Genomic DNA, 24,633 nt, shown 5'->3' with positions numbered 1-24,633 from the left:
TGATTAAGGTGGGCGCATGACGACGGGCACAGTGCTGTGGACCCCGCCGGCGGACGTCCTGGAGACGTCCCGGATGGGTCGGTTCCTGACCTGGCTGCGCGCCGAGCGCGGCGTTGACGCGGCCGACTACGCCGAGCTGTGGCAGTGGTCGGTGACCGACCTGCCCGGTTTCTGGCGGGCGGTCTGGGACTACTTCGACGTCATCGCGCACACCGAGCCGACCGCGACGCTGCCCGAGGCCACGATGCCGGGAGCGCGCTGGTTTCCCGGCGCCACCCTGAACTATGCCGAGCACGTGCTGCGGATGCCGGGGCTCGCCGACGACGAGCCGGTCGTGCTCGCGTACTCCCAGACCCGGGAGCCGGTCACGCTCACCGCCCGGCAGCTGCGTGACCAGGTCCGCCGGGTCGCCGCCGGGCTGCGCCGGCTCGGCGTCGGCCCGGGTGACCGGGTCGCGGCCTACGCGCCGAACATCCCGGAGACGTACGTCCTGATGCTCGCGACGGCGAGCCTCGGCGCGATCTTCTCCTCGTGCGCGCCGGAGTTCGGCTCGCGCAGCGTGATCGACCGCTGGACCCAGATCGAGCCGAAGGTGCTGGTCGCGGTCGACGGCTACCGCTACGGCGACAAGCCGGTGGACCGCCGCGCCGAGGTCGCCGAGATCCGCGCCGCGCTGCCCGGCGTCGAGCGGTTCATCGGCATCGGCTATCTGTACGGCGGCGGTGACTGGGCCGAGCTGGACGGCGACGACCCGCTGACCTTCGCCGCGGTCCCGTTCGACCACCCGCTCTACGTGCTCTACTCCTCCGGCACCACGGGCCTGCCGAAGCCGATCGTCCACGGCCACGGCGGCATCCTGCTGGAACACCTCAAGATGCTGGCGTTGCACCACGATCTCGGCCCCGGTGACCGGTTCTTCTGGTTCACCACCACCGGCTGGATGATGTGGAACTTCCTGGCCTCCGGCCCGGCGGTGGGCGCGGCGGTCGTGCTGTTCGACGGCAATCCCGGCCACCCCGATCTGGGCGCGCTGTGGCGGCTCGCCGCCGAGCAGGGCATCACCTACTTCGGTACGTCGGCGCCGTTCCTGATGGCCTGCCGTAAGGCCGGCGTCACACCGCCGCCGAGCGCGATCCGGGGGGTCGGCTCGACCGGTGCGCCGCTGCCGGCCGAGGGATTCCACTGGGTGTACGACGCGCTCGGCGACAAGCCGCAGCTGCAGTCGCTGTCCGGCGGCACGGACGTGTGCACCGGCTTCGTCGGCGGCACCCCGCTGCTGCCGGTGATCGAGGGCGTCATCTCGTGCCGGGCGCTCGGTTCGCGGGTGGAGGCGTACGACTCCGACGGCAAGCCGGTGCTGGGGCAGCTCGGCGAGCTGGTGGTGACCGCGCCGATGCCGAGCATGCCGGTCGGCTTCTGGAACGACCCGGACGGCCGGCGATACTTCGAGGCGTACTTCGACGTCTATCCCGGGGTGTGGCGGCACGGCGACTGGATCACCATCGCCGAGGACGGCACCTGCGTGATCACCGGGCGCTCCGACGCCACGCTCAACCGGGGCGGCGTGCGCCTGGGCACCGCCGAGTTCTACACGGTCGTGGAGAACGTGCCGGGCGTCGTCGACTCGGTCGTCGTGCACCTCGACGCCGACGGGCAGGACGAGCTGCTGCTCTTCGTGGTCCTGGCCGAGAGCGCCGAGCTCGGCGACGAGCTGCGCGGCCGGATCCGCGGCGAGCTGCGTGCCGCGCTCTCGCCCCGGCACGTCCCCGACGAGATCCATCAGGTACGCGCGGTGCCCCGCACGCTGTCGGCGAAGAAGCTGGAGGTCCCGGTGAAGCGCATCCTCACCGGCACCCCGGCCGACCGGGCCGCCGCCACGGGCGCCCTGGTCAACCCGGAATCCCTGACCGCCTTCGAGCTGCTGGCGGCATCACGTCAGCAGGAGCGTGACCTGCTCTGACCGGGCCCGGCTCTCGACCTTCGCGGGGTCGAGGCTGCCGCACAGCACGATGCTGGCGCCGGCGATCAGCGGCGCCAGCAGCCAGTCCGCCGGGTCCGGGTGGGAGCGGGCGTCCACCAGCACCCGGTCGCCGGGCTTGATGCCCAGCTCGGCGGCGCGCTCGGTGGCCGCCTGGCAGACCGAGAGGTGGCTCTCGTCGTCCGGGCCGGCCAGCGCGCGGTCGTTGAAGTGGACGGGCGCCGAGGCGACGAACCGGTCGCCGAAGCCGCGGACCTCGACGGTGTAGTCGATGAAGCCGGGCGGCACCTGGCGCAGCGGCGCGGCGAGCGGCAGCAGCCCGGTCGCGAACCGGTCGCCGGTGGCCCACGCCGCCGCGCGCTCGACGTCCTCCGGAGTGGTGAAGAGCACCTCCACCGGCTGCGGGTCCGGGCCCAGGTCGGCGGCGAGACCGGCCGCCCAGCCGCCGAGCAGCACCGCCGCCGTCTGCCAGTGCGGCGGCAGCAGGACGGCCACCGAATCGCCGGAGCCCAGGCCCACGCCGTCGACCAGCAGATTGGCGGTCTTGGCGACCCAGTTGTCCATCGTCGCGCCGGACAGCTCGGTTCGGTCGCCGGTGGCGTCGTCATACCAGGTCAGCAGGGGAGTGGTGGGGTCTCGGCGCACGGCCGCCGCGAGGGCGGCCGGAATCGTCTCAATCATCGGTGCTGACGATAGTCCGTTCACCGTGCGTAACCATTTGATCTCCGGTCGGCGTGGCGTTGTGAACGACACGCATCGGTGCGGCCGCTAGCGGTGTCGCGGGCGACACAGCACCCATCGAGCGGCGTACCCTTGCCAGTGGTCTGGCCCACAGCCCCAGAGGAGTTGCCACGTGACCGCCGGTCGTCCGCCCCGAGTCCTCGTCGACGCCACGAGCGTCCCCGCCGACCGGGGTGGTGTCGGCAGATACGTCGACGGCCTCCTTGGTGCCCTCGCCGAGGTCGGGCCGGAGCGCCTCGACCTGGCCGTCGTGGCCCAGCGTTCGGATGCGGAGCGTTACTCCCGGATGCTGACCGGCGCCGAGGTCATCGCCGGCCCGTCCGCGGTCTCGCACCGCCCGGCCCGGCTCGCCTGGGAGCAGACCGGCCTGCCGCTGCTCGCCCAGCAGGTCGGCGCCAAGGTGCTGCATTCGCCGTTCTACACCTGCCCGCTGCGGGCGGGTTGCCCGGTGACGGTGACAGTGCACGACGCGACGTTCTTCACCGAACCGGAGCATTACGACAACACCCGGCGCACCTTCTTCCGCAGCGCGATCAAGACCTCGCTGCGCCGCGCCGCGCGGGTCATCGTGCCCAGCAAGGCGACGCGCGACGAGCTGATCCGGCTGCTGGACGCCGACCCGACGCACATCGACGTCGCCTACCACGGCGTCGACCACACGGCGTTCCACGCACCGAGCGAGGAGGAGAAGGCCAGGGTCCGCGCCCGCCTGGGCCTGACGGACGCCGGCTACGTCGCCTTCCTCGGCGCCAAGGAGCCCCGCAAGAACGTGCCCAACCTGATCCGCGGCTGGGCCCGCGCGGTGGCCGACTGGCCGCACCCGCCGGCGCTGGTCATCGCCGGCGGCCAGGGCCACGACGACGACATCGACCGGGCGGTGGCCGAGGTGCCGTCGCATCTGCGCCTGCTGCGCCCCGGCTATCTGCGATATGCGGACCTGCCGGGCTTCCTCGGCGGCGCGCTGGTCGCCTGCTACCCGTCGTTCGGCGAGGGCTTCGGCCTGCCGATCCTCGAGGCGATGGCCTGCGCCACGCCGGTGCTCACCACGCCGCGGCTGTCCCTGCCGGAGGTGGGCGGCGACGCGGTGGCATACACGACCGAAGACCCGGACCGCATCGCCGAGGACCTCGCCGACCTGCTGCACGACGAGCCGCGCCGGGTCACCCTGGCGAAGGCGGGCTTCGACCGGGCCAAGGAATTCAACTGGTCGACCAGCGCGGAGGTGCACGTCGCGACCTGGAACAGAGTGGCGGCGTGAGGATAAGGGCCCGAACGGTCACGTGCGATCGTTACACTCCGTGCGCATGAGTGAGAACCAGGGCACCCTGTACGCCGTCATTCCCGCAGGTGGCAGCGGCACTCGTCTATGGCCGCTCTCGCGAGCCGGTCACCCGAAGTTCCTGCACCCGCTGACCGGTACGGACGCCTCGCTGCTGCAGGCGACCGTGGAGCGGCTGGCCCCGCTGGCCGCCCCGGCGAAGGTGCTGGTGGTGACCGGCGTCGCGCACGCGGTCGAGGTGTCCCGCCAGCTGGCCGAGGTGCCGGTCGAGAACATCATCGTCGAGCCGTCGCCACGCGACTCCTGCGCCGCCATCGCCCTCGCGGCGGCGGTGATCGCCCGCCGCGAGCCGGAGGCCCTGATGGGCTCGTTCGCCGCGGACCACCTGATCTCGGACAGCCCGCGCTTCATCGAGGTGATCGAGCAGGCGATGGCCGGCGCCCGGCGGGGCCTGCTGATGACCTTGGGCATCACCCCGACCCGCCCGGAGACCGGCTACGGCTACCTGCAATGCGGCGGCCCGTCCGGCGCGGGCGCGGTCCTGGCGGTCGAGGAATTCAAGGAGAAGCCCTCGTACGACGTCGCCGAGAGCTACGTCAAGTCGGGCAACTACCTGTGGAACGCGGGCATGTTCGTGTGGCGGGTCGACGTCTTCCTGGCGGAGCTGGCCCGCCAACAGCCGCAACTGCACGCGGGCATCGCCCGGATCGCCCAGGCGTGGGACTCCCCGGCCCGCGAGGAGGTCCTCGGCGAGATCTGGCAGACCCTGCCGCGCATCTCGGTGGACTATGCGGTGATGGAAGGCTCGGCCGCGGCAGGCCGGGTCGGCACGGTCCCGGGTGACTTCGGCTGGAACGACGTCGGCGACTTCCACACGCTGGGCGAGGTGCTCGCGGCCGACAGCGCGGGCAATGTGGTGGTCGGCAAGGACGCGACGGGCAAGCAGTCGGTCTTGTTACGTGAGACGGAGAATCTGGTGGTGGTCCCGAACTCGGGGCGGCTCGTGGCTGCCCTGGGCGTCCGTGACCTGATCATCGTGGATACCCCGGATGCCGTGCTGGTCTGCCCCCGTGACCGTGCCCAGGAAGTGAAGTCGCTGGTGGATGACCTCAAGAGCAAGGGCGACCTGCACTACATCTGATTTGGTGGCGGGTGGTGGGTTGGACTTTCTTACGGTGGACGGCCGGGGCCGGGGGTGACCACGCACTGCTGATGGAGCGCATGCAGTGCGTGGTCACCCCCGGCCCCGTCCTTGCCTGGGAGCCTCTTACGGCTGAGTGATGGGTCCCGCGCGCCCTGGTTGCCAGCGCGGGCCGGGCGCTCACCTTCCGGATCTGGTCTGGCTGCCGCGCCGTGGTGGCGCGAAGGGATGCTGTCGGGCAGGCCCGACTGGGTGGTGGGTCGTGCGACGCACCTCGCCGGTTGCGGTGGCGGTTCGCGCCATCCACCACATGGTCGGCTGTGCTCAACGGCCGATCACGCCTGCGACCCGGGCCGCCGCACCGCGCGCGGGGGAGTCTGCCCGTGGTCACCCCCGGCCCCGGCCGTCCACCGTAAGAAAGTCCAACCCACCAACCGCGACCAAGGAAGATGAGCTAGACGGCAGGGAAACGGCCGCTCAGCGTGATGGGAGCCGGGCGAAGGCGGGGGCCAACTGCTGCACGACACCGTCGGCCAGAGGCGTCGGAAGGCTGTCGGCCGTGAACCAGGCCAGATCGGCCGACTCGTCGCTGATCTGCTCGACCGCGCCGGGTGGGCAAACGGCGACGAAGCGCACGTCGTAGTGGTGGGTCGGCCCGGCAGGTTCGTCGCCGCCGGGGGAGCAGCGCACCGGGTGGATGTCGACGTCGATCGGGTTCGGATCCAGCCGCAGGCCGGCGATTCCCGACTCCTCGGTGGCCTCGCGCAACGCGGCCGCCGCGAGCGTGCCGTCGGTCGCCTCGCAGTGGCCGCCGACCTGCATCCACATGCCCAGGCGGCCGTGCAGGCAGAGCAGCACCCGGCGCCGCTCGTCGACGATGAGCGCGCTGGCGGTCACGTGCCCCGCGCGGTGCTCCCGGGTCATCGCGACCGGGCCGGCGGCGAGCAACTCAGCCGTGCGCTTGCGCGCCAGATTGGCCGCCTCCGAGGTGGCCTGCCAGCGGCCGAGCGTCTCGACGGCATCATCGAACAGGGTCAAGGCGACATCCTTTGGGTGTGGACCGCGCTCAGGCCGCGAAGATCGTGACGAGCGCCGTGCTGCCGTCGTAGGTGATCGTGGATGACAGGCCCTCGGCGGCTAGGGCGGCGCGGAGGCTGTGCACCTGCGCGCCGAACCGCATCAGGCCGGCCGCCGTCACGTCCGGGGGACTGCAGCGCAGCCCGCCCGGCGTCGTCTCCACGGCGGTGCCTTCGGCGAGCAGTCCGGCTGCGGTGGCCAGTGCGCGGGCGATCGCCTCGCTCGCCGCGGGAGCCGTGCCGGCCGCCACGTCCGGGAGGGTCGCCGCGTCGCGCAGGCCCGCCGCGTGTGCTTCGGCCGTGCCCAGGGAGAACATGTCGCTGGCCGCGTCGCGCAGCAGAGCGACCGCACCGGCGCCCCGCGCCGTGCCTGCCCCGGGGTAGCCGCGTACGACCGCGACCGGCACCTGGTCGCACTTGCCCTTGACCAGCTCGCCCGCCGCCGCCAGCTCGTCGATCACGGCCATCTGGGTCAGCTGCAGCTCGTTGCCGTACGGGTCGATCTCGCCCCGGTGGTCGCGGAACGGCTCGATGCCGGCCGCACCCAGCGCTACGTCCGTCAGGCCGTTGCGCCAGGCCCGGCCCATCGTGTCCGACACGATCACGCCGACCCGCAGACCTCGCTGGAGCAGCGCGTCGTAGAGGGCGTGGGCCGAGGCGTCCGGGTCGGCCGGCAGCAGGACCAGGTGGGTCTTGTCGACATTGGACGCGTCGATGCCGGCCGCCGCCATCACGAAGCCGTGGTGGGTCTGCACGATCGCCGTCGGGCCGCGGCGGGCCACCACCCGGCGGGTCTCGGCCGCCAGGGCGCGTTCGCGGGCCTCTTCGCGTTCCGGGCCGTCGGCGGGGACCTCGACCAGGCGGCCCTCGGCCTTCGAGACGATCTTGCTGGTCACCACCAGCACGTCGCCGTCGCGCAGCCAGGGCGCGTTGGTCGTGATCAGCGCCGCCAGGTCGTCGCCGGCCGTCACGTCGCCGATGCCGCGGACCGGCAGCACCTCGAGACCGTCCATCAGGAGACTCCCGCCAGCTCGAGCGCCGCGGCGACCATCGCGGCGGTCTTGTCCTCGTCGGTCATCCACAGCGGCACCGCGCGGGTCGCCACGCCCGGGATCGCCGCGCCCTCGTCGGTCGTGTCGACCAGCCAGCCGTCGAGCAGGCCGTTGTCGCCGCGGCCGCCATAGAGGCCGCCCACCCCGGTCGCGCTCACCTCGACGCCGAGCGTGGCCAGGCAGCGGTCGGCCATGCCGCGCACCGGCGCGCCGCCGATGATCGGCGACACCCCGACGACCGGCGCCGGGCCGTCCAGCACGGCCTCCTTGAGCAGCGGTACGGCCAGAATCGGCGCGATGCTGACCACGGGGTTGCTCGGCGCCACCAGCACCACGTCCGCGTTGCCGATCGCCTCCAGCACCCCGGCCGCCGGTTTCGCCGTCTCCGCGCCCACGAAGACGAAGCGGTGCGTCGGCACGTCGCCGCGGTAGCGCACCCACCACTCCTGGAAGTGGATGGCCTTGCGCTCGCCCTCGACGTCCACGACCACGTGGGTCTCCAGGCGGTCGTCGGTGGCCGGGAGCATGGTGAGACCCGGCTGCCAGCGTTCGCACAGGGCGGCGGTGACCGCCGACAGCGGATAGCCCGCGTTCAGCATCGTCGTGCGCACCAGATGGGTGGCCGTGTCCTTGTCGCCCAGGCCGAACCAGGTCGGCTCGGCACCGTATTTGGCCAGCTCTTCCTTGACGACCCAGGTCTCGCCGACCCGGCCCCAGCCGCGTTCCGGATCCGCGGCGCCGCCCAGCGTGTACATCACGCTGTCCAGGTCGGGGCAGATCTGCAGGCCGTGCATGCGCACGTCGTCGCCGACATTTACCACCGCAGTGACGTCGGCGCCGACTCGCCGCGCGTGGGCGCGCACGCCCATCAGGAACCGGGCGCCGCCGATCCCCCCGGTCAGGACCACGATCCGCATCCGACCATCCTTGCGCACCGCGGCCGGATCCGCGGGCTGCGGGTCGCGGGTGTGACGTGCCTATCGGGTCTAGGCTGAGCCGACTTGCCCGCATCCCCCCGTCAGGAGCCCAGCTGTGACCAGCACACCGCCGCCGCAGCCCCCGGGGCGCCCGGTTGCCCAGGTGATCCGGCCGCTGCGTGACCTCACCGCGTATGCCTTCGTGGCGGCGCCCGCCCTCTGGCTCTTCGTGGCGGTGATCCGGCTGATCCCGTCCGGGATCGGGCAGGACTTCCTCACTCGGGCGCAGAACTGCTTCTACAGCTTCGTGAACGTCGAGATGATCGTGCTGCCGCTCGCGGCGGTGCTGCTGGCGACCGGGATCCAGCCGGTGCACAAGCACGCCAAGCTGATCACGATCGTCGCCCTGGTCGAGTACGTGACGGCGGCCTTCTTCGCGGCGATCTTCGGCTTCCTCATCGCCCTGGTGAAGCTCGCCGACTTCAGCGCCCGGGTGGCGTTCGAGGAGCTCCTGGTCCGCGTGGCCTGGCTGGCGGTGTTCGCCGCGGCGGCCTACGCGGTGTTCCTGATCTGGCGCAACCTCTACTACACGCCGAGGCCGAAGGCCCAGCCCGGCATGTACGGCCAGCCCCCACAGTGGCAGCAGCAGTACGGCCAGCCCGGCTACCCCCAGCAGCAGCCCGGCCAGCCCGGCTTCCCGCCGCCGGCGGGCTACCCCGGTTACGCCCAGCCCGGCCAGACGCAGCCCCAGAACCAGCCGGCCGGCCCGACCCAGCCCCTGCACCCGGCCGGCTATCCCCAGCCGGGTCAGCCGCAGCCCGGTCAGCCGCAGCCCGGCCAGTGGGGTCAGCCCCCGGCCGGCCAGGGCTGGGGCGCGCCGACCTCCGCGCCGCCTGCCTACGCACAGCCCGCGTTCGCGCCACCGGCCTCCGCGCCGCCCGCCTCGCCGGTGTCGGCTCAGCCCACCTCGAGCGGCGCCCCCGGCACCCCGCCGGGCCCGTTCGCCCCGGCGCCGGGCCACCCGCAGGCCCCGTACGGCCAGCCGGCCTACCCGCCGCCGGGTCAGCCGCAGCCCGGCTACGCGGACCCGACCCAGGCGATCCCGCACCGGGACTCCGACGACGACCGCACCCGGATCGTCGGCGAGGATCCCCCGCCCCGCCCGTGACCGAATCACCCGACGACGGCGCCCCATCCGGGGCGCCGTTGTTGTTTCCCGGAGCAGGGGCGTGTCCCAGACCACTGCCGTGGCCCGGTCTCCCCCGACGCAGCCGACATCATTCCGGCCTAGGCTGCACGAGTGGCAGACGTGACTGAGGCCAGCATCCGACGCGCGCTGAAGCGTGCGACCGACGGCAAGGCGATCGACGCCGGTGAGGCGACTGCACTGCTGGCCGCCGACGGGCCACTCTTCGACGACCTGATGACGGTGGCCGCCGGGGTCCGGGACGCGGGGCTGCGTGAGGCGGGCCGCCCCGGCGTGGTCACATACTCGAAGAAGGTCTTCATCCCGCTGACCCGGCTGTGTCGCGACCGGTGTCATTACTGCACCTTCGCGACCGTGCCACACCGGCTGCCGGCGGCGTTCCTGGAGCGCGAGGAAGTGCTCGCGATCGCCCGCGAGGGCGCCGCCCAGGGCTGCAAGGAGGCCCTGTTCACCCTCGGCGACCGGCCCGAGGAGCGGTGGCCGGCGGCCCGGCAGTGGCTCGACGAGCGAGGCTACGACTCGACCCTGGACTACGTGCGGGCCTGCGCGATCGCCGTGCTGGAAGAGACAGGCCTGCTGCCGCACCTCAACCCGGGCGTGCTGAGCTGGGCCGACCTGCAGCGGCTGAAGCCGGTCGCGCCGAGCATGGGCATGATGCTGGAGACCACGGCGACCCGGTTATGGTCCGAGCCGGGCGGCCCGCACTACGGCTCGCCCGACAAGGAGCCGGCCGTCCGGCTGCGCGTGCTCGACGACGCCGGCCGGGTCGGTGTCCCGTTCACCACGGGCATCCTGATCGGCATCGGCGAGACGCCGGCCGAGCGGATCGACGCGATCTTCGCGATGCGCCGCTCCGCCCGCGAGTACGGCCACATCCAGGAATTCATCATCCAGAACTTCCGCGCCAAGCCGGACACGGCGATGCGCGGCATGCCGGACGCGGAGCTGCGCGAGCTGGCGGCGACGGTCGCGGTCGCCCGGGTGATCCTGGGTCCCCGGGCCCGGATCCAGGCCCCGCCCAACCTGATCGCCGGCGAATATTCGCTGCTGCTGCGCGCGGGCATCGACGACTGGGGCGGCGTCTCCCCGGTGACGCCGGACCACGTGAATCCCGAGCGCCCCTGGCCGCAGATCGAGGCGCTGCGCGAGCATTCCCGGGCGGCCGGCTTCGAGCTGCGCGAGCGCCTCACCATCTACCCGGAATACGTCCGCCGCGGCGAGAGCTGGCTGGATCCCCGCCTGGCCGCGCACGTGGCCGCGCTCGCCGACCGGGAGACCGGGCTGGCCCGCGAGGAGGCGATGCCGGCCGGGCTGCCCTGGCAGGAGCCGGACGACGCGTACGCGAGCGGCCGCACCGACCTCTTCGCCACCATCGACACCGAGGGCCGCACCGGCGACCGCCGCGGCGACTTCGACAGCGTGTACGGCGACTGGGACGAGGTGGCCGCGCACATCTCCGCCGAGGCGGTGGCCGCCGGCGCGGGCAAGGTCGTGCCGCGCATCGAGTCCGACGTGCTGGCGGGCCTGAAGCTGGCCGCCGAAAATCCGGCCGCCCTGCTGGAGCCGGCGCACGAGGACAAGGCCATGGCCCTGTTCAACGCGGACGGCTCCGCGCTGGAGGAGCTCGCCCGCCTCGCCGACGACCTGCGCAAGGAGGTCAACGGCGACGACGTCACATACGTGGTCAATCGCAACATCAACTTCTCGAACGTCTGCTACGTGGGCTGCCGGTTCTGCGCGTTCGCCCAGCGCGAGCAGGACGCCGACGCCTACCGGCTGTCGGTCGAGCAGGTCGCCGACCGGGCCGAGGAGGCGTGGCGGGACGGTGCCACCGAGGTCTGCATGCAGGGCGGCATCGACCCGAAGATGCCGATCACCGCGTACGCCGACCTGGTCCGGGCCGTGAAGAGCCGGGTGCCGGGGATGCACGTGCACGCGTTCTCGCCGATGGAGATCGTCACCGGCGCGGCCAAGGCCGGTGTCTCGGTGCTCCAGTGGCTGACCGAGCTGCACGACGCCGGGCTGGACACGATCCCGGGCACGGCCGCCGAGATCCTCGACGACGACGTGCGCTGGGTGCTCACCAAGGGCAAGCTGCCGGCGTCCGCCTGGATCGACGTGGTCACCAAGGCGCACCAGGTGGGCATCCGGTCCAGCTCGACGATGATGTACGGCCACGTCGACCACCCCCGGCAGTGGCTCGGCCACTTCCGGGTGCTGGCCGGCATCCAGGACGTGACCGGCGGCTTCACCGAGTTCGTGGGGCTGCCGTTCATCCACACCAACGCGCCGATCTACCTGGCCGGCATCGCCCGGCCCGGCCCGACCTGGCGGGAGAACAGGGTCGTGCACGCGATGGCCCGGGTCCTGCTGCACGGCCGGATCGACAACATCCAGTGCTCGTGGGTGAAGCTCGGCGACGAGGGCACCATCGCGATGCTCAACGGCGGCTGCAACGACCTCGGCGGCACGCTGATGGAGGAGACGATCTCACGGATGGCCGGGTCGGAGCACGGATCGGCCCGTACGGTCGCGCAGCTGAAGGAGCTGGCCGCCGCCGCGGGACGCCCCGCCGCCGAGCGCACGACAGTGTATGGACGCCGCTAGCGCATCATGAGGGGCCCAGAACCCCCGCCTCGTCATGATCGCGTGACACCCCTAGTCAACAGATCACAAAATGGGGTAATTTGGACTCGACGCGCCGACCTCGCGTTACCTTCCGGTGGCTCGGAGAGATAGGGCTGGAACGGGACCCGCGAGGCCGCCTCGGCGCCTCGGGGAAACGGGCCTATTTATCAGGTTCGGCTTGACGACGCACGTCTTACACGCGTGTAATTTCGGTGGGGTTGTGGGAAAGGCGTGTCGCGAACCACGTATTTCCCGCAAGAAACACGCCGCGTGCGTGGGGGGTCAGCGCAGGCATCGCCGCCAGCGCGGAAAAGGAGGCACGCCGATGGAAGCGCAGGTTGAAGGGGTGGACCTGCTCGGGGACGCGCCCGAGTGGCAGGAGCGGGCCCTGTGCTCGCAGACCGATCCAGAGGCTTTCTTTCCGGAGAAGGGCGGTTCGACGCGCGAGGCGAAGCGGATCTGCGGCCGGTGCGACGTCAAGGCCGAGTGCCTGGAGTACGCGCTGGGTCACGACGAACGCTTCGGCATCTGGGGCGGGCTCAGTGAGCGCGAACGTCGCAAGCTCAAGCGCCGGGTGGCCTGAGGCCGCTCCGCTATCGAGTGAAAAGCGCAGGAATAGCGTTATTTCCGCGGACGCCGGGGGGCCGTCTGAAGGAAAGTTCGTCAGGATCCATGCTGGGTTGCTTCAGGAAAGTTCGTCAGGATCCATGCCGAGCAGGTTGGCGACCTGCTCGATAATCACGTCATGCACGAGGTCGGCGAGGTCCTCGCGGTCCATCGCCCGGAATTCCAGCGGTCGCCGGTAGAGCACGATCCGCGGCGGCAGCTCCTGGCGCCCGGGCCGGCCCGGCAACAGGCGGGCCAGGGGCACCTCGCCGTCCTCGAGCACGTCGGAGTCGTAGACGTTCAGGTCCGGCGGCACATCCTCGACGGCGAACTCGACGCCGGCGAGCTCCTTGGCGTACTGCCGCTCGAGGCCCTCGACCGTGTCCAGGACCAGATCGTCGAAGATCTCCGCCTTGGTCCGGGCGAGCGGCACCGTCGCCGGCACGAGCCGGCCCCGGAGCCCACGGCCGTGCCGGTCGCGGCGGTTGGGTCGGCCCGGCCCGGCGGTGCGGGCCTGCCGGCCGGGATCCGCGCCGGAACGGCGGCGGTCGGGGCTGGTAGTCACGTCGGCCAGCCTAGCCCGCGCGGGCCGTCGTCCGTGGTCAGGCTGTGTCCGCCGCGTTTCGTGCCCGCGAATTCGTCCCATTGGGACGGCGTGTCGGTGCGCCATGTCGAAATCGTGATGCATCGTGGGTCGGCGTGTCGCGGCTACCGGCCGCTGCGGAGCGATAACGTGCCGCCGTGAGGTCACCACGGCGCTGCTCCCGGAATGGCTGTCCCCGACAGGCGGTTGCCACTCTGACCTACGTCTACGGCGATTCGACCGCGGTGGTCGGCCCGCTGGCGGCGTTCGCGGAGCCGCACACATACGACCTGTGCGAGCCGCATGCCCGCAGCCTCACCGCCCCGCGCGGCTGGGAACTGGTCCGGCACGACGGCGACTTCGCCCCGCCGCCGCCCACCACCGACGATCTGGTCGCGCTGGCCGACGCCGTCCGCGAGGCGGCCCGCCCGGCGCCCCCACCGCGCCCGGAGCAGCACGACAACCTGCCGGGTCACCAGACCGGTCGCCGCGGCCACCTGCGCGTCATCCCGCCCTCACACTGACCCTCAGGGCAGGGCGATGAGCCGGTAGCGCGCCCGCAGCCACGGGATCAGCTTGCGGTACGCCGCGATGGTGCCCGGCTGCCGGTAGTCGTGGGACAGCACGATCGCACCACTGCCCACGTGCTTCTGCACCGTCCGCACGACCTTCTTCTCGTGGGCCGCGCCCGACTCGCCGCGCTTGTGTTCCCAGTCGCGCGGGTCCACCTGCCAGTAGATCGACTTCATGCCCAGCTTGCCGGCGACCGACACGAAGGCCGGGGTGAAGTATCCGCCCGGCGCCCGCATGTACTTGATCCGGGCCTTGGGCACGGCCCGCCGGATGGCGTCGTTGGTGCGACGCAGATCCGCCCGGATCACCGACCGCTTCTTCTTGCCCAGCGTCAGGCTGTGGTTCCAGGTGTGATTGCACAGGGTGTGGCCCTCGGCGGCGATCCGCCGGACCAGGCCGGGGTACGCCGCGACGTTCCGGCCGACCACGCAGAAGGTCGCCTTGACGCGCTCCCGCTTCAGCAGGTCGAGCAGCCGGGGCGTCTGCACCGGGTCGGGGCCGTCGTCGAAGGTCAGCGCCACCCCGGGCCGCCCGGTGCGCGTCAGGCTGCCGGCCGGCCCGCCGGCGGTCGTCTTCGCGCGCTTCTTCCGGACCGGCTTGGCCTTCGTAGCCGGCTTGGCCTTGGTGGGCACGGCAGCCGGCGGGGCCGGGGCCTTCGCGGCGGGCGAGGGCGCGGCCGAGGCAGCCGACGTGGCTGGTGCGGCGCCGGCCCTGGGCGGGCCGTTGTCGCCTGCCCCGGTCGCGCCGCAGCCCGCCAGGACGCTCAGCGCCAGCCCGAGCAGCAACACCTTAGGGGTACGCATACCGACAACTCCGTCCGACAGCCACAAACGAGGACGGGATGTATATTGCCGCCAACCTATCCTCAGCGATAGATCCCGGAGCATGGCTGGCACTCATCGGGGAGACAACGGCCCGGCCGGTGACCAAGGGGAACGCTCACCGGCCGGAGCGTCATCGCGATCATCCCCAGAAGACGTACAGGGCGCCGTAGCGGACCGCCTTGGTGGTGCCGTCGGTGCAGGCGCCGGCCGGGGCCACGCCGCCCGTCGTTTGCAGCCGCTGGATGTGGGTCGCCTTCGCCAGCAGGCCGTTGGCCGCGCCGCTGTGGCTGTTGATCGTGAGCAGCAGCTCCGGGATCGTGCCCGTGCGCGCCCGCTCCGCCGTCTTCGTCGCGGTCACCAGGGAGCCGTCGCGTTCGGACTGCCAGCTCGGGCCCTTGAAGTGGTGGATCAGGCCGCGGGGCCCGGCCAGCTGAGCCTCGGGCACCGACGCGCCGGTGAAGACGCCGCCGGTGCAGGTGTAGGTCTGGGTGCCCTTGACCACCCGGAAGTCGCCGATCCTGCGGAGCCCGGCGGGGGGATCGATGGGCGAGACCGTGGCGCTCGGCCGCGGCCGAGGGCCGCCGGTGAGCTCGGCGGCGGACGCCTGGTAGGTCACCGCGGTAATGCCGGCCACCACGGTGGCGGCGGCGGCCAGGGTCACGGCACGGATGCGGGTGCGGTTGCGGGGCATGGCGGTACTCCCTCGGTTAGCTGGGTCGACCGGATCTACGCGCGGGAGGCGGGTCCGGATCGCCGGTTGCCCGAAAGACAGCCGTCATTGCCCGGATGGGCGATCCTGTGTGGATGACAGCACCGGCCCTCCGCCCCGTGACCGAAGACGACCTGCCCATGCTGCGGCGGTTCGCCGTCGAGCCGGGCCTGATCGGCAACGACTGGCTCGGCTTCCGCGACGCCGGGGCCCAGGACCGCCGCTTCGCCCTCGACGGCTACCTCGGCACCGACAACGGCCGGCTCATCGTCCAGGTCAGAAACCAGGCGACCGGCTTCGTCACCTGGTCCGCGCACAGCTACGGCGGGTCGGCCGGCTTCTGGGAGATCGGCATCGTGCTGCTCCCGGAGTGGCGCGGCCAGGGGATCGGCTGGCGGGCCCAGGCCCTGCTCTGCGACTACCTGTTTCTGCACACCCCGGCGCAGCGCATCCAGGCCGGCACCCAGCCGGAGAACGTCGCCGAGCAGCGGTCGCTGGTCAAGGCGGGCTTCCTGCTGGAGGGCACGATCCGCGCGGCGGAATTCCGGGCGGGCCAGTGGCGCGACGGCCTGCTCTACAGCCGCCTGCGCACCGACCCGTCCGTGGCGGTTTAGAGGTCGATGCCGGTCAGGACCATGACGCGCGGCTCGGTGTAGTCGTCCATCGCGCTGGCCACACCCTCCCGGCCCACGCCGCTGCCCTTCACCCCGCCGTACGGCATCTGGTCCGCCCGGTACGACGGCACGTCACCGACGATCACGCCGCCGACCTTGAGCTCCCGGTGCGCCGCGAACGCCGTCTGGATGCTGTGGGTGAAGACGCCCGCCTGCAGCCCGTACGCCGAGTCGTTGATCGCCGCGAGGCCGGCCGCGTCGTCACCGACCTCGGCGACCACCAGCACCGGCCCGAAGACCTCCTCGGCGACCACCTTGGCGTCGGCGGGGACGCCGGTCAGCACCGTCGGCGGGTAGGTGGCACCGTCGCGCTTGCCGCCCACGGCCACGGTGGCGCCGGCGGCGACCGCCTCGTCGACCCACTGCTCCACGCGTTTCGCGGCGTCCTCGCTGATCATCGGGCCGACCTCGACCTCCGGGTCGTGCGGATCGCCGGTGCGCAGGGCGGTGACGGCGTCGAGCAAGCGCGGCAGGAAGCCGGTCAGGCCGGCGTGCACATACACGCGCTGCACCGCGATGCAGCTCTGCCCGGCCTGGTATGTCCCGAATGCGGCCACCCGTTGCGCCGCCCAGCTCAGGTCGGCGTCGCTGCCGTAGTCGCCGCAGAGCAGGACCGCCGCGTTGCCGCCCAGCTCGAGCGTCACGTGCTTGTCCGGCGCGGCCCGGCGGATCCGCGCGCCGACCGGACCCGAGCCGGTGAACGACACGATCGGCAGGCGCGGGTCGGCGACCAGCGTGCTGGCGCGGTCGTTCGGGACCGGCAGCACCGAGAACATCCCGGCCGGCAGGTCGGTCTCGGCCAGGATCCCGCCGAGCAGCAGCGCGGTCAGCGGGGTCGCCGGAGCGGGCTTGAGCAGGATCGGCGCGCCGACCGCGAGGGCCGGGGCGATCTTGTGGGCGACCAGGTTGAGCGGGAAATTGAACGGGGAGATGCCCAGCACCGGCCCGCGCGGCACGCGCTTGACCAGGGCGAGCCGGCCCGCGCCGGCGGCGTCGGTGTCGAGGCGTTGCAGGCCGCCGGTGAACCGGCGGGCCTCCTCGGCCGCCCACCGGAAGACCGAGACGGCCCGGTCGGCCTCGATCCGGGCCCACTTGACCGGCTTGCCGTTCTCGGCGGTGATCAGCGCGGCGATCTCCTCGCGGCGCTCGGCGAGCCGGCGCGAGACGTGGTCGAGAGCGGCCGCGCGCACGTGCGCGGGCAGCGCCGCGGCCTGGTCGGCGACTCCGGCCGCTGCCGCGACAGCGGCTTCGACCTGCGCCTCCGTTGCCCAGGTGGTACGACCGACCGGGCGACCGTCGTACGGATTGCTCACCGTGATTTCTTCGTCGCCGTGCGCCGCTTCGCCCGCGACATAGAACGCTGTGGTGTCCACCCGGCCAGCCTATGTCGCAGCCCGCCGGTATGGTCGGCGCTCGTCCCGGGAGGATCGTCCAACCACCCCACCGCCGCCCTTGACCGGAGTGAAGCCCGTCCGACCGCCCCGCCGCCGCCCTTGACCGGACTGAAGCCCGTCCGACCGCCCCGCCGCCGCCCTTGACCGGACTAAAGCCCGTCCGACCGCCCCACCACCACCCTTGACCGGACTAAAGCCCGTCCAACCACCCACCGCCGCCCTTGACCGGAGTGAAGCCCGTCCGACCGCCCCGCCGCCGCCCTTGACCGGACTGAAGCCCGTCCGACCGCCCCGCCGCCGCCCTTGACCGGACTAAAGCCCGTCCGACCGCCCCACCACCACCCTTGACCGGACTAAAGCCCGTCCAACCACCCCACCGCCGCCCTTGACCGGACTGAAGGCGATATTCATGACTATGCGGCTCGTGCTGCCCAGTGGTGTGACGTTGCAGCGCCGCGAGACCCCGGCGGACCCCGCTGACCTGCCCCCGCACGTGCTTGAACGGATCGCCGTGCGCTGGGCGGAGCGGGCCGGATGCCGGCCCGCGGTGGTGGCGCTGCGCGAGGAGGAGCTCGGCTGGGTGCTGCAGGCGCCGGGGGTCGTCAGCAGCTATGCCACCTTCGTGGACAAGGTCACCGGCCGGGTCGTCGGCTTCGCCAACCCGGCCTTCCTCAACGAGCAGTATCGCGCGCAGCTCGACCACGAGCGCGGTGTCCCGCCTAGGCCGGGCTTCGGCGGGCTGCCGGTCGAGACGCCGGGGATGATCGCCGAGGTCGTCGTGGGGTCGTCCGCCGCCGTGCGCGCGGGAAGCGTGCGCAGCGACGAGCCGCCCGTTCTGCATCCGCTCGTGCGGGCCCGGCTGGCGGCGATCCCGGCCCGGGCCCGGGTGCGCGGCGTCGAGTGGCATCCCGAGCTGGTGGCCCTGGGGTCGGCGGCGGAAGGGCTCGACGACGCTGGTGCGGAGGTGCGGCTGTGGCGGGTGCGCGAGCCGGCCGATCCGCTTCAGGGTGACTCGACCGCCACCCCGTGCGCCACGTGCGCGCAGGTGCTCGGATACCGCTCGCCCTGGCCGGGCGGCCGCACCGGCGCCGAGGCCGGTGGTTCCCGCTGGCAGCGGCACCTCGCTCGGCGCCGGCTGCACCGTCGCCCGGCCCCGGAGCGGGAGCGGGTCGCCGAACGGATCGAGCAGGTGCTCGCCGCCGGTGGGGTCGAGCACCGGCACGCCGTCTTCCCGGCGGCGGTCGAGGCGCTGGAGCGATATCTCGGGGCCGACTCCGCGGTGCGGGTGGAGGGCGGGTCGGTGCGCACCGACCCGTTCCATATCGACCCGGTGCGGGCTGCCGACACCGCCGACACGCTGGCCCGGGTGGCAATGCGGGTCGACGCGCCGCTGTTCCCGCTCGGCACCGGTGGTTACGAGGGTTTTCTGGCCATCGATCCCGAGCGGCGGGTGTTCCTGATCGACGGGACCGGCGAGTGGTCGCTCGGCACCGGCCTGCCGGCGGCCCTCGACACGCTGCTGCTGGGCCGGCCCGCCCCGCGGGTCCTGGGCTGAGCCCGGCGGATCGGGTGGTTGTCGAAGTGCGTGATGCCGGTCACGATGGACGGGACTGGAGGTGCGCATGTCCAACCCGTGGCTCGCGCTCGCTCTCGGCACCGACCCCGCGGAACGGATCACCCAAGTGGGCCGGGCCCACGAGCGGTTCGTGACCGGTGAACAGCCGGTGACCCAGGTGCGTGACGTCGTGGCCGCGTCGTGGCGACGCTCGGCCGGAGCGCTGGTCAGCCCGGACAGCACCGCGCCCATCGAGCTCAGCGACGGCGACCTGGAGGCATACCGGGCCGCGCACCCGCTGGCCAGGGTGCTGCCGATCTTCCGGGACCTGCTCGGCGGGCTCGCCGACGACGGGGAACACCTGATGGCGGTCTGCGACGCGCACGGGCGGCTGCTCTGGGTCGAGGGCACCGCCTCGGTGCTGCGCGGCGCGGAGTCGATGAACTTCGTCCCCGGCGCGCGCTGGGACGAGGCGCACGCCGGCACCAACGCGCCGGGCACCGCGCTCGCCGTCGACCATCCGCTGCAGATCTTCGCCACCGAGCACTTCAGCCGCGGCGTGCAGCGCTGGACCTGCGCCGCCGCGCCGATCCACGACCCGGCGACCGGGCGGCTGCTCGGCGCGATCGACGTGACCGGCGGCGATCACCTGGCCAACCCGCACAGCCTCGCGCTGGTCCGGGCCACCGCGCTGGCGGCCGAGGCCTACCTGAGCGCACACCAGCCGCGGCTCGCGGCACACACCGCCACGGTGTCGGTCCTAGGGCGCGAAGACGCCGTGCTGGCGGTCGGTGGTAGATCGCTCCGGCTCGGCCGCCGGCACTCGGAGCTCCTGGTCCTGCTGTTGTTGCACCCCGAGGGCCGTACCGGGGATCAGCTTGGTTTTGATCTTTATGCCGATGACGCGAATCCGGTGACCGTCCGCGCCGAGCTCTCCCGGCTGCGCCGGATCCTCGGCCCCGACCTGCTGGACTCGCGGCCCTACCGGCTGCGGGCCGAGGTGGACGCCGACTTCCTGACGGTGACCCGGCTGCTGGAGCACGGCCTGGTCAATGAGGCCCTGGCGGCCTACGCCGGCCCCCTGCTGCCCTCCTCTGACGCGCCCGGGGTGGCCCGGCTGCGCCGCCTGATCGACTCCCGCCTCCGCGCGGCCGTCCTGACCGGCGGCGACCCCCGCCTGCTCCAGACCTGGCTGGGCGAACCGTGGGGCGCCGAGGACCTGCAAATCTGGGAGGCCTACCTGGCAGCGCTGCCGCCCGGCTCCCCGGCCCGCCCGCTGGCCGCCAAGCGGATCGCTCAGCTCGCCGCCGAATACGGTCTTGCAACGTCCTTGCAACGTCGCCGTAACTAACGTCAGCCGTACCCGAACTGGTACGGAGGGACACGAGCATGGCCATCTATTCTCCGCCCGGCTCTGACGGCGCGGTCGTCAACTATGCATCCCGCTACGACCACTGGATCGGTGGCGAGTACGTACCGCCTGCCCAGGGCCAGTACTTCGAGAACCCCTCGCCGGTCAACGGCCAGAACTTCTGCGAGATCGCCCGGGGCACCGCCGAGGACGTCGAGCGCGCCCTCGACGCGGCACACGGCGCGGCCGACGCCTGGGGTCGGACCGCCGCCGCCGAGCGCGCGAACATCCTCAACAAGATCGCCGACCGGATGGAGGCGAACCTCGAGCAGCTCGCCGTCGCCGAGACCTGGGAGAACGGCAAGCCGGTCCGCGAGACCCTGGCCGCCGACATCCCGCTGGCGATCGACCACTTCCGCTACTTCGCCGGTGTGCTGCGGGCACAGGAGGGCAGCCTCGGCGAGCTTGACGAAGACACCGTCGCCTATCACTTCCATGAGCCGCTCGGCGTGGTCGCCCAGATCATCCCGTGGAACTTCCCGATCCTGATGGCGGTCTGGAAGCTGGCACCCGCGCTGGCCGCCGGTAACGCCGTCGTGCTCAAGCCGGCCGAGCAGACCCCGGCATCGATCCACTACTGGATGTCGCTGGTCGCCGACCTGCTGCCGCCGGGCGTGGTGAACATCGTCAACGGCTTCGGCGTCGAGGCCGGCAAGCCGCTGGCCTCCTCGAACCGGGTCGCCAAGGTGGCGTTCACCGGCGAGACCACAACCGGCCGGCTGATCATGCAGTACGCCTCCGAGAACATCATCCCGGTGACGCTCGAACTCGGCGGCAAGAGCGCGAACGTGTTCTTCGACGACGCGAGCGCGCACGACGACGACTTCATGGACAAGGCCCTGGAGGGCTTCGCCATGTTCGCGCTCAACCAGGGCGAGGTCTGCACCTGCCCGTCGCGGGCGCTGGTCCAGCGGGGCCACTACTCGGACTTCATGGCCGCAGGAGTCAAGCGGGTGGAGAACATGAAGCAGGGCAACCCGCTGGACACCGATACCCAGATCGGCGCGCAGGCGTCCAACGACCAACTGGAAAAGATCCTCTCCTACCTGGACATCGGTCGGCAGGAGGGCGCGAAGGTCCTGATCGGGGGCGAGCGGGCCGACCTCGGCGGCAATCTAGCCGGCGGCTATTACGTACAGCCGACGATCTTCGAGGGCGCCAACTCGATGCGGATCTTCCAGGAGGAGATCTTCGGACCGGTGGTCTCGGTGACGTCGTTCTCCGACTTCGCCGACGCCATCAAGATCGCAAACGATACTCTGTACGGCCTCGGCGCGGGCGTGTGGACCCGGGACATCAACACCGCGTACCGGGCGGGCCGGGCGATCAAGGCCGGCCGGGTGTGGACCAACTGCTACCACCTGTATCCGGCGCACGCGGCGTTCGGCGGCTACAAGCAGTCCGGCATCGGCCGCGAGAACCACAAGATGATGCTGGACCACTACCAGCAGACCAAGAACCTGCTGGTCAGCTACTCGCCCAAGGCGATGGGTTTCTTCTAGGCCATGGGCGCGCGAGTAGACGTGACACCCGCGGCGGCCGACCTGATCCGGTCGCTGCGGGGCCGGCACGGCCCGCTGATGTTCCATCAGTCCGGCGGCTGCTGCGACGGCAGCGCTCCGATGTGCTACCTGGAGGGTGAGTTCCGTACGGGATCGAGCGACGTGCTGCTCGAACAGTTGCGGGTGGACGGCGTGGACGAGCCGGTCTCCTTCTGGATGAGCACCTCGCAGTTCCAGGCCTGGAAGCACACCCACCTCACGGTGGACGTGGTGCCGGGCCGGGGCGGCGGTTTCAGCCTGGAGGCGCCCGAGGGGGTGCGCTTCCTGATCCGCAGCCGGATGCTCACCCCCGAGGAACTGGCGGCGCTGCCGTCGTGACCGGGCCGGGCCACGGGGTGGAAATCCGCCCCGTGGTCCCGGCCCCGGTGCGCTAGCGTCTGCGGCCGTGACCGACGACGACTGGCCGCGTACCGAAGAAGAAGCGCTGGCCATGCAGGACGCCCTGCGGCCGACGCTGCTCGGGGGCCCCGGCCCGGACCGCCCGGCGACGGTGGCGGGCCTCGATGTGGCCTATCACACCGACGGCGAGCGGCTGGCCGCCGCGATCGTCGTGCTGGACACCGCCGAACACCGGGTCGTCGACACGGCCGTGGTGCGAGGCCGGGCCGCGTTCCCGTACGTGCCCGGGCTGTTCGCCTTCCGTGAGGTCCCGGCGCTGCTGGCGGCCCTGGAGCGGCTCACCGTGCGACCCGAGGTGCTGATCTGCGACGGCCACGGGCTGGCCCATCCGCGGCGGTTCGGGCTCGCCTGTCACCTGGGTGTGCTCACCGGGCTGCCGTCCTTCGGCGTCGGCAAGACCCCGCTGGTGGGCGACTGGGCGCCGCCCGGCGAGCGCCGCGGCGACCGGTCGGAACTGGTCGACGACGGGGAGCCGGTGGGCGCGGTGCTGCGGACCAGGGACGGGGTGAAGCCGGTTTTCGTCTCCGTCGGCCACCGGATGGACCTCGATACGGCCTGCGCGCTCACCCTCTCGCTGACGCCCCGGTTCCGGCTGCCGGAGACGACCCGGGCGGCGGATCGGGCCTGCCGTGACGCGCTGCTGACCGGATCACCGCAGGATGTAACGCTCCCGAGACGGTGACGCCACGCTGTTGCGACCCGGCGGTCACTATCGCTCCGTTAGTCTTCGGCAAGTCGGAACATCGTGCCGAGGAGTGACCCTTTGTCTGATCTGTCCCAGCTCGTCAAGGCGTACGACGTCCGTGGCGTCGTGCCCGACCAGCTCAACGAGACCGTGGCCCGGGCCCTGGGCACGGCGTTCGTGGAGATGCTCCGCGAGTCCGGGGCCGAGGCGGAACGGATCGTGGTCGCGCACGACATGCGGGAGACCGGCCCCGCGCTGGTGGCCGCGTTCGCCGCGGGTGCCAACTCGGCCGGCGCCACGGTCGTGCACACCGGCCTCGGCTCCACCGACCAGCTCTACTACGCCTCCGGCGTGCTCGGCCTGCCCGGCGCCATGTTCACCGCCAGCCACAACCCGGCGCAGTACAACGGCATCAAGCTGTGCCGCGCCGGCGCCCGGCCGGTGGGCCAGGACAGCGGCCTGATCATCGTCCGGCAGCGCGCCGAGGAACTGCTGAACGACCTCGACGCGGTGGCCGAGGTGCCGCCGGCGATCGAGCACCGCGACCTGCTCGCCGACTATGCCCGGCACCTGCGCGGGCTGGTCGACCTCGCCGGCATCCGGCCGCTCAAGGTCGTCGTCGACGCCGGCAACGGCATGGGCGGCCACACCGTCCCCGCCGTGCTCGGCGACCAGGAGCTGACCGCGCTGCCGCTCGACATCGTGCCGCTCTACTTCGAGCTGGACGGCTCGTTCCCGAACCACGAGGCCAACCCGCTCGACCCGGCCAACCTGGTCGACCTGCAGGCGGCGGTCCGCGAGCACGGCGCCGACCTGGGCCTGGCGTTCGACGGCGACGCCGACCGCTGCTTCGTCGTGGACGAGAACGGCGACCCGGTCTCCCCGTCGGCGATCACCGCGCTGGTGGCCAAGCGGGAACTGGCCAAGTTCCCGGGCAGCACCGTCATCTACAACCTGATCACCTCGCACGCGGTGCCGGAGATCATCAAGGAGAGCGGCGGCGTCCCGGTCCGCAGCCGGGTCGGCCACTCCTTCATCAAGGCCGAGATGGCCCGGACCAACGCGGTCTTCGGCGGCGAGCACTCGGCGCACTACTACTTCCGCGACTTCTGGTTCGCCGACACCGGCATGCTGGCGGCGCTGCACGTGCTCGCCGCGCTCGGCGGCCAGAACCAGCCGTTGTCGCTGTTCGCGGCCGATTTCGAGCGGTATGCCGCCTCGGGTGAGATCAACTCCACGGTCGCCGACGCGACCGCGAAGGTCGCCGAGGTGCGGGCCGCGTTCCCGGAGGCCACCTTCGACGAGCTCGACGGAATGACCGTGCAGCTCGCCGATGGCTCCTGGTTCAATCTGCGTGCGTCGAACACCGAGCCCCTGCTGCGACTGAACGTGGAAGCGCCGAAGCCGGACCGGATGGCGGTCCTGCGCGACGAAGTGCTCGGGATCGTTCGCGGTTAGGATCACCTGGTTCCGCAAAAGCCCGCGCACGTTATAAGGAGCCGTTCGGTGGCCCTCGACCCGCAGTTGCTGGAGATTCTGGCCTGCCCGGACACACACCACGCGCCGCTTGAGTACGATGCCGGCGCGCAGACGCTGACCTGCACCGAGTGTGGTCGCGTCTTTCCCGTGCGTGACGACA

At 72.0% G+C, this 24,633-nt stretch carries 23 protein-coding genes; 15 read left to right on the top strand and 8 right to left on the bottom strand.

The genetic code is table 11. From position 1 onward, the window contains the following. Positions 1–16 precede the first annotated feature (16 nt). On the top strand, positions 17–1,960 hold the full coding sequence (locus tag DMB66_RS44220) for an acetoacetate--CoA ligase (RefSeq protein WP_125810113.1): 1,944 nt from the start codon (positions 17–19) through the stop codon (positions 1,958–1,960). On the opposite strand, the gene DMB66_RS44215 is transcribed toward DMB66_RS44220, so the two are convergent. Continuing rightward, positions 1,931–2,659: a TIGR03089 family protein gene (locus tag DMB66_RS44215; RefSeq protein ID WP_125810112.1), complete on the bottom strand. Its 729-nt coding sequence runs from the start codon at positions 2,657–2,659 to the stop codon at positions 1,931–1,933. The two genes, DMB66_RS44220 and DMB66_RS44215, sit on opposite strands and share 30 nt — an antisense overlap. Before the next feature lie 172 nt (positions 2,660–2,831). Between DMB66_RS44215 and DMB66_RS44210 the strand changes: the two genes are divergently transcribed. Beyond that, positions 2,832–3,977 (top strand): glycosyltransferase family 1 protein, encoded by a 1,146-nt coding sequence (locus DMB66_RS44210; RefSeq protein WP_125810111.1) that lies wholly within the window; start codon positions 2,832–2,834, stop codon positions 3,975–3,977. Positions 3,978–4,023: 46 nt separating this feature from the next. After that, on the top strand, positions 4,024–5,139 hold the full coding sequence (locus DMB66_RS44205) for a mannose-1-phosphate guanylyltransferase (protein WP_125810110.1): 1,116 nt from the start codon (positions 4,024–4,026) through the stop codon (positions 5,137–5,139). Positions 5,140–5,616: 477 nt separating this feature from the next. Here the strand turns inward: DMB66_RS44205 and DMB66_RS44200 are convergent, their stop codons facing one another. From DMB66_RS44200 to cofD, 3 genes are read right to left on the bottom strand one after another with little or no spacing between them, the layout of a single operon-like run. Then, positions 5,617–6,177, bottom strand: coding sequence for an NUDIX hydrolase (locus DMB66_RS44200; RefSeq protein WP_125810109.1), 561 nt, complete (start codon positions 6,175–6,177; stop codon positions 5,617–5,619). Between the two features lie 28 nt (positions 6,178–6,205). Next, entirely contained in the window at positions 6,206–7,228 is a 1,023-nt protein-coding gene (locus DMB66_RS64585) for a coenzyme F420-0:L-glutamate ligase (RefSeq protein ID WP_125810108.1), read from the bottom strand. Beyond that, complete coding sequence (gene cofD, locus DMB66_RS64580; RefSeq protein ID WP_125810107.1) at positions 7,228–8,184, bottom strand: 2-phospho-L-lactate transferase; 957 nt, start codon at positions 8,182–8,184, stop codon at positions 7,228–7,230. The genes DMB66_RS64585 and cofD overlap by 1 nt, the downstream gene beginning before the upstream one ends. A gap of 115 nt (positions 8,185–8,299) precedes the next feature. Between cofD and DMB66_RS44185 the strand changes: the two genes are divergently transcribed. The 3 genes from DMB66_RS44185 (at position 8,300) to DMB66_RS44175 (ending at position 12,602) form a co-directional block, all read left to right on the top strand. Continuing rightward, positions 8,300–9,352 carry a hypothetical protein gene (locus DMB66_RS44185; RefSeq protein WP_125810106.1) on the top strand — a complete coding sequence of 351 codons (1,053 nt, stop codon included), beginning with the start codon at positions 8,300–8,302 and terminating at the stop codon, positions 9,350–9,352. A gap of 132 nt (positions 9,353–9,484) precedes the next feature. Continuing rightward, on the top strand, positions 9,485–11,998 hold the full coding sequence (locus tag DMB66_RS44180) for a bifunctional FO biosynthesis protein CofGH (RefSeq protein ID WP_125810105.1): 2,514 nt from the start codon (positions 9,485–9,487) through the stop codon (positions 11,996–11,998). 346 nt (positions 11,999–12,344) lie between these two features. Beyond that, the gene (locus DMB66_RS44175; RefSeq protein WP_015619224.1) at positions 12,345–12,602 is read left to right on the top strand and encodes a WhiB family transcriptional regulator; all 258 of its coding nucleotides are present in this window, start codon (positions 12,345–12,347) and stop codon (positions 12,600–12,602) included. Between the two features lie 102 nt (positions 12,603–12,704). Here the strand turns inward: DMB66_RS44175 and DMB66_RS44170 are convergent, their stop codons facing one another. After that, positions 12,705–13,190, bottom strand: a complete 486-nt coding sequence (locus DMB66_RS44170; protein WP_125810104.1) for a metallopeptidase family protein — start codon at positions 13,188–13,190, stop codon at positions 12,705–12,707. A 176-nt stretch (positions 13,191–13,366) separates the two neighbouring features. Between DMB66_RS44170 and DMB66_RS44165 the strand changes: the two genes are divergently transcribed. After that, complete coding sequence (locus tag DMB66_RS44165) at positions 13,367–13,732, top strand: DUF3499 domain-containing protein (protein WP_125810103.1); 366 nt, start codon at positions 13,367–13,369, stop codon at positions 13,730–13,732. A gap of 3 nt (positions 13,733–13,735) precedes the next feature. Here DMB66_RS44165 and DMB66_RS44160 read toward each other — a convergent pair whose 3' ends face one another. After that, complete coding sequence (locus DMB66_RS44160; protein WP_125810102.1) at positions 13,736–14,584, bottom strand: polysaccharide deacetylase family protein; 849 nt, start codon at positions 14,582–14,584, stop codon at positions 13,736–13,738. A gap of 160 nt (positions 14,585–14,744) precedes the next feature. Further along, positions 14,745–15,296, bottom strand: coding sequence for a DUF3455 domain-containing protein (locus DMB66_RS44155; RefSeq protein ID WP_125810101.1), 552 nt, complete (start codon positions 15,294–15,296; stop codon positions 14,745–14,747). Positions 15,297–15,409: 113 nt separating this feature from the next. Here DMB66_RS44155 and DMB66_RS44150 point away from each other — a divergent pair, with 113 nt between their 5' ends. Beyond that, positions 15,410–15,928 carry a GNAT family N-acetyltransferase gene (locus tag DMB66_RS44150; RefSeq protein ID WP_125810100.1) on the top strand — a complete coding sequence of 173 codons (519 nt, stop codon included), beginning with the start codon at positions 15,410–15,412 and terminating at the stop codon, positions 15,926–15,928. Here DMB66_RS44150 and DMB66_RS44145 read toward each other — a convergent pair. Then, positions 15,925–17,361 carry an aldehyde dehydrogenase family protein gene (locus DMB66_RS44145; RefSeq protein WP_125810099.1) on the bottom strand — a complete coding sequence of 479 codons (1,437 nt, stop codon included), beginning with the start codon at positions 17,359–17,361 and terminating at the stop codon, positions 15,925–15,927. The genes DMB66_RS44150 and DMB66_RS44145 overlap by 4 nt on opposite strands. 430 nt (positions 17,362–17,791) lie before the next feature. Between DMB66_RS44145 and DMB66_RS44140 the strand changes: the two genes are divergently transcribed. The 7 genes from DMB66_RS44140 to DMB66_RS44110 form a co-directional block, all read left to right on the top strand. Then, positions 17,792–18,937, top strand: a complete 1,146-nt coding sequence (locus DMB66_RS44140) for an SUKH-3 domain-containing protein (protein WP_125810098.1) — start codon at positions 17,792–17,794, stop codon at positions 18,935–18,937. Between the two features lie 67 nt (positions 18,938–19,004). Beyond that, on the top strand, positions 19,005–20,288 hold the full coding sequence (locus DMB66_RS44135; RefSeq protein WP_125810097.1) for a GAF domain-containing protein: 1,284 nt from the start codon (positions 19,005–19,007) through the stop codon (positions 20,286–20,288). Positions 20,289–20,326: 38 nt separating this feature from the next. After that, positions 20,327–21,850, top strand: coding sequence for an aldehyde dehydrogenase (gene adh, locus DMB66_RS44130; protein ID WP_125810096.1), 1,524 nt, complete (start codon positions 20,327–20,329; stop codon positions 21,848–21,850). A gap of 3 nt (positions 21,851–21,853) precedes the next feature. Continuing rightward, the gene (locus tag DMB66_RS44125; protein WP_125810095.1) at positions 21,854–22,228 is read left to right on the top strand and encodes a DUF779 domain-containing protein; all 375 of its coding nucleotides are present in this window, start codon (positions 21,854–21,856) and stop codon (positions 22,226–22,228) included. A gap of 112 nt (positions 22,229–22,340) precedes the next feature. Next, a complete protein-coding gene (locus tag DMB66_RS44120; protein ID WP_125810120.1) occupies positions 22,341–22,991 on the top strand; it encodes an endonuclease V in 651 nt (216 codons plus the stop codon). A gap of 81 nt (positions 22,992–23,072) precedes the next feature. Next, positions 23,073–24,452 carry a phosphomannomutase/phosphoglucomutase gene (locus DMB66_RS44115; RefSeq protein WP_125810094.1) on the top strand — a complete coding sequence of 460 codons (1,380 nt, stop codon included), beginning with the start codon at positions 23,073–23,075 and terminating at the stop codon, positions 24,450–24,452. Between the two features lie 48 nt (positions 24,453–24,500). Continuing rightward, the coding region (locus tag DMB66_RS44110; RefSeq protein WP_125810093.1) for a Trm112 family protein at positions 24,501–24,633 on the top strand (133 nt) is incomplete at its 3' end.

Source organism: Actinoplanes sp. ATCC 53533, from assembly GCF_003947245.1.
Note: the sequence above shows the minus strand (reverse complement) of the source record. Positions and strands in the feature narration are given on the sequence as shown.

What these genes read in the sequence shown, in the direction of transcription:
- DMB66_RS44220 (WP_125810113.1), top strand. Translation starts at nt 17, where the DNA reads ATGACGACGGGCACAGTGCTGTGGACCCCGCCGGCGGACGTCCTGGAG.
- DMB66_RS44215 (WP_125810112.1), bottom strand. Translation starts at nt 2,659, where the DNA reads ATGATTGAGACGATTCCGGCCGCCCTCGCGGCGGCCGTGCGCCGAGAC.
- DMB66_RS44205 (WP_125810110.1), top strand. Translation starts at nt 4,024, where the DNA reads ATGAGTGAGAACCAGGGCACCCTGTACGCCGTCATTCCCGCAGGTGGC.
- DMB66_RS64585 (WP_125810108.1), bottom strand. Translation starts at nt 7,228, where the DNA reads ATGGACGGTCTCGAGGTGCTGCCGGTCCGCGGCATCGGCGACGTGACG.
- cofD (WP_125810107.1), bottom strand. Translation starts at nt 8,184, where the DNA reads ATGCGGATCGTGGTCCTGACCGGGGGGATCGGCGGCGCCCGGTTCCTG.
- DMB66_RS44175 (WP_015619224.1), top strand. Translation starts at nt 12,345, where the DNA reads ATGGAAGCGCAGGTTGAAGGGGTGGACCTGCTCGGGGACGCGCCCGAG.
- DMB66_RS44160 (WP_125810102.1), bottom strand. Translation starts at nt 14,584, where the DNA reads ATGCGTACCCCTAAGGTGTTGCTGCTCGGGCTGGCGCTGAGCGTCCTG.
- DMB66_RS44155 (WP_125810101.1), bottom strand. Translation starts at nt 15,296, where the DNA reads ATGCCCCGCAACCGCACCCGCATCCGTGCCGTGACCCTGGCCGCCGCC.
- DMB66_RS44150 (WP_125810100.1), top strand. Translation starts at nt 15,410, where the DNA reads ATGACAGCACCGGCCCTCCGCCCCGTGACCGAAGACGACCTGCCCATG.
- DMB66_RS44140 (WP_125810098.1), top strand. Translation starts at nt 17,792, where the DNA reads ATGACTATGCGGCTCGTGCTGCCCAGTGGTGTGACGTTGCAGCGCCGC.
- DMB66_RS44135 (WP_125810097.1), top strand. Translation starts at nt 19,005, where the DNA reads ATGTCCAACCCGTGGCTCGCGCTCGCTCTCGGCACCGACCCCGCGGAA.
- adh (WP_125810096.1), top strand. Translation starts at nt 20,327, where the DNA reads ATGGCCATCTATTCTCCGCCCGGCTCTGACGGCGCGGTCGTCAACTAT.
- DMB66_RS44125 (WP_125810095.1), top strand. Translation starts at nt 21,854, where the DNA reads ATGGGCGCGCGAGTAGACGTGACACCCGCGGCGGCCGACCTGATCCGG.
- DMB66_RS44120 (WP_125810120.1), top strand. Translation starts at nt 22,341, where the DNA reads ATGCAGGACGCCCTGCGGCCGACGCTGCTCGGGGGCCCCGGCCCGGAC.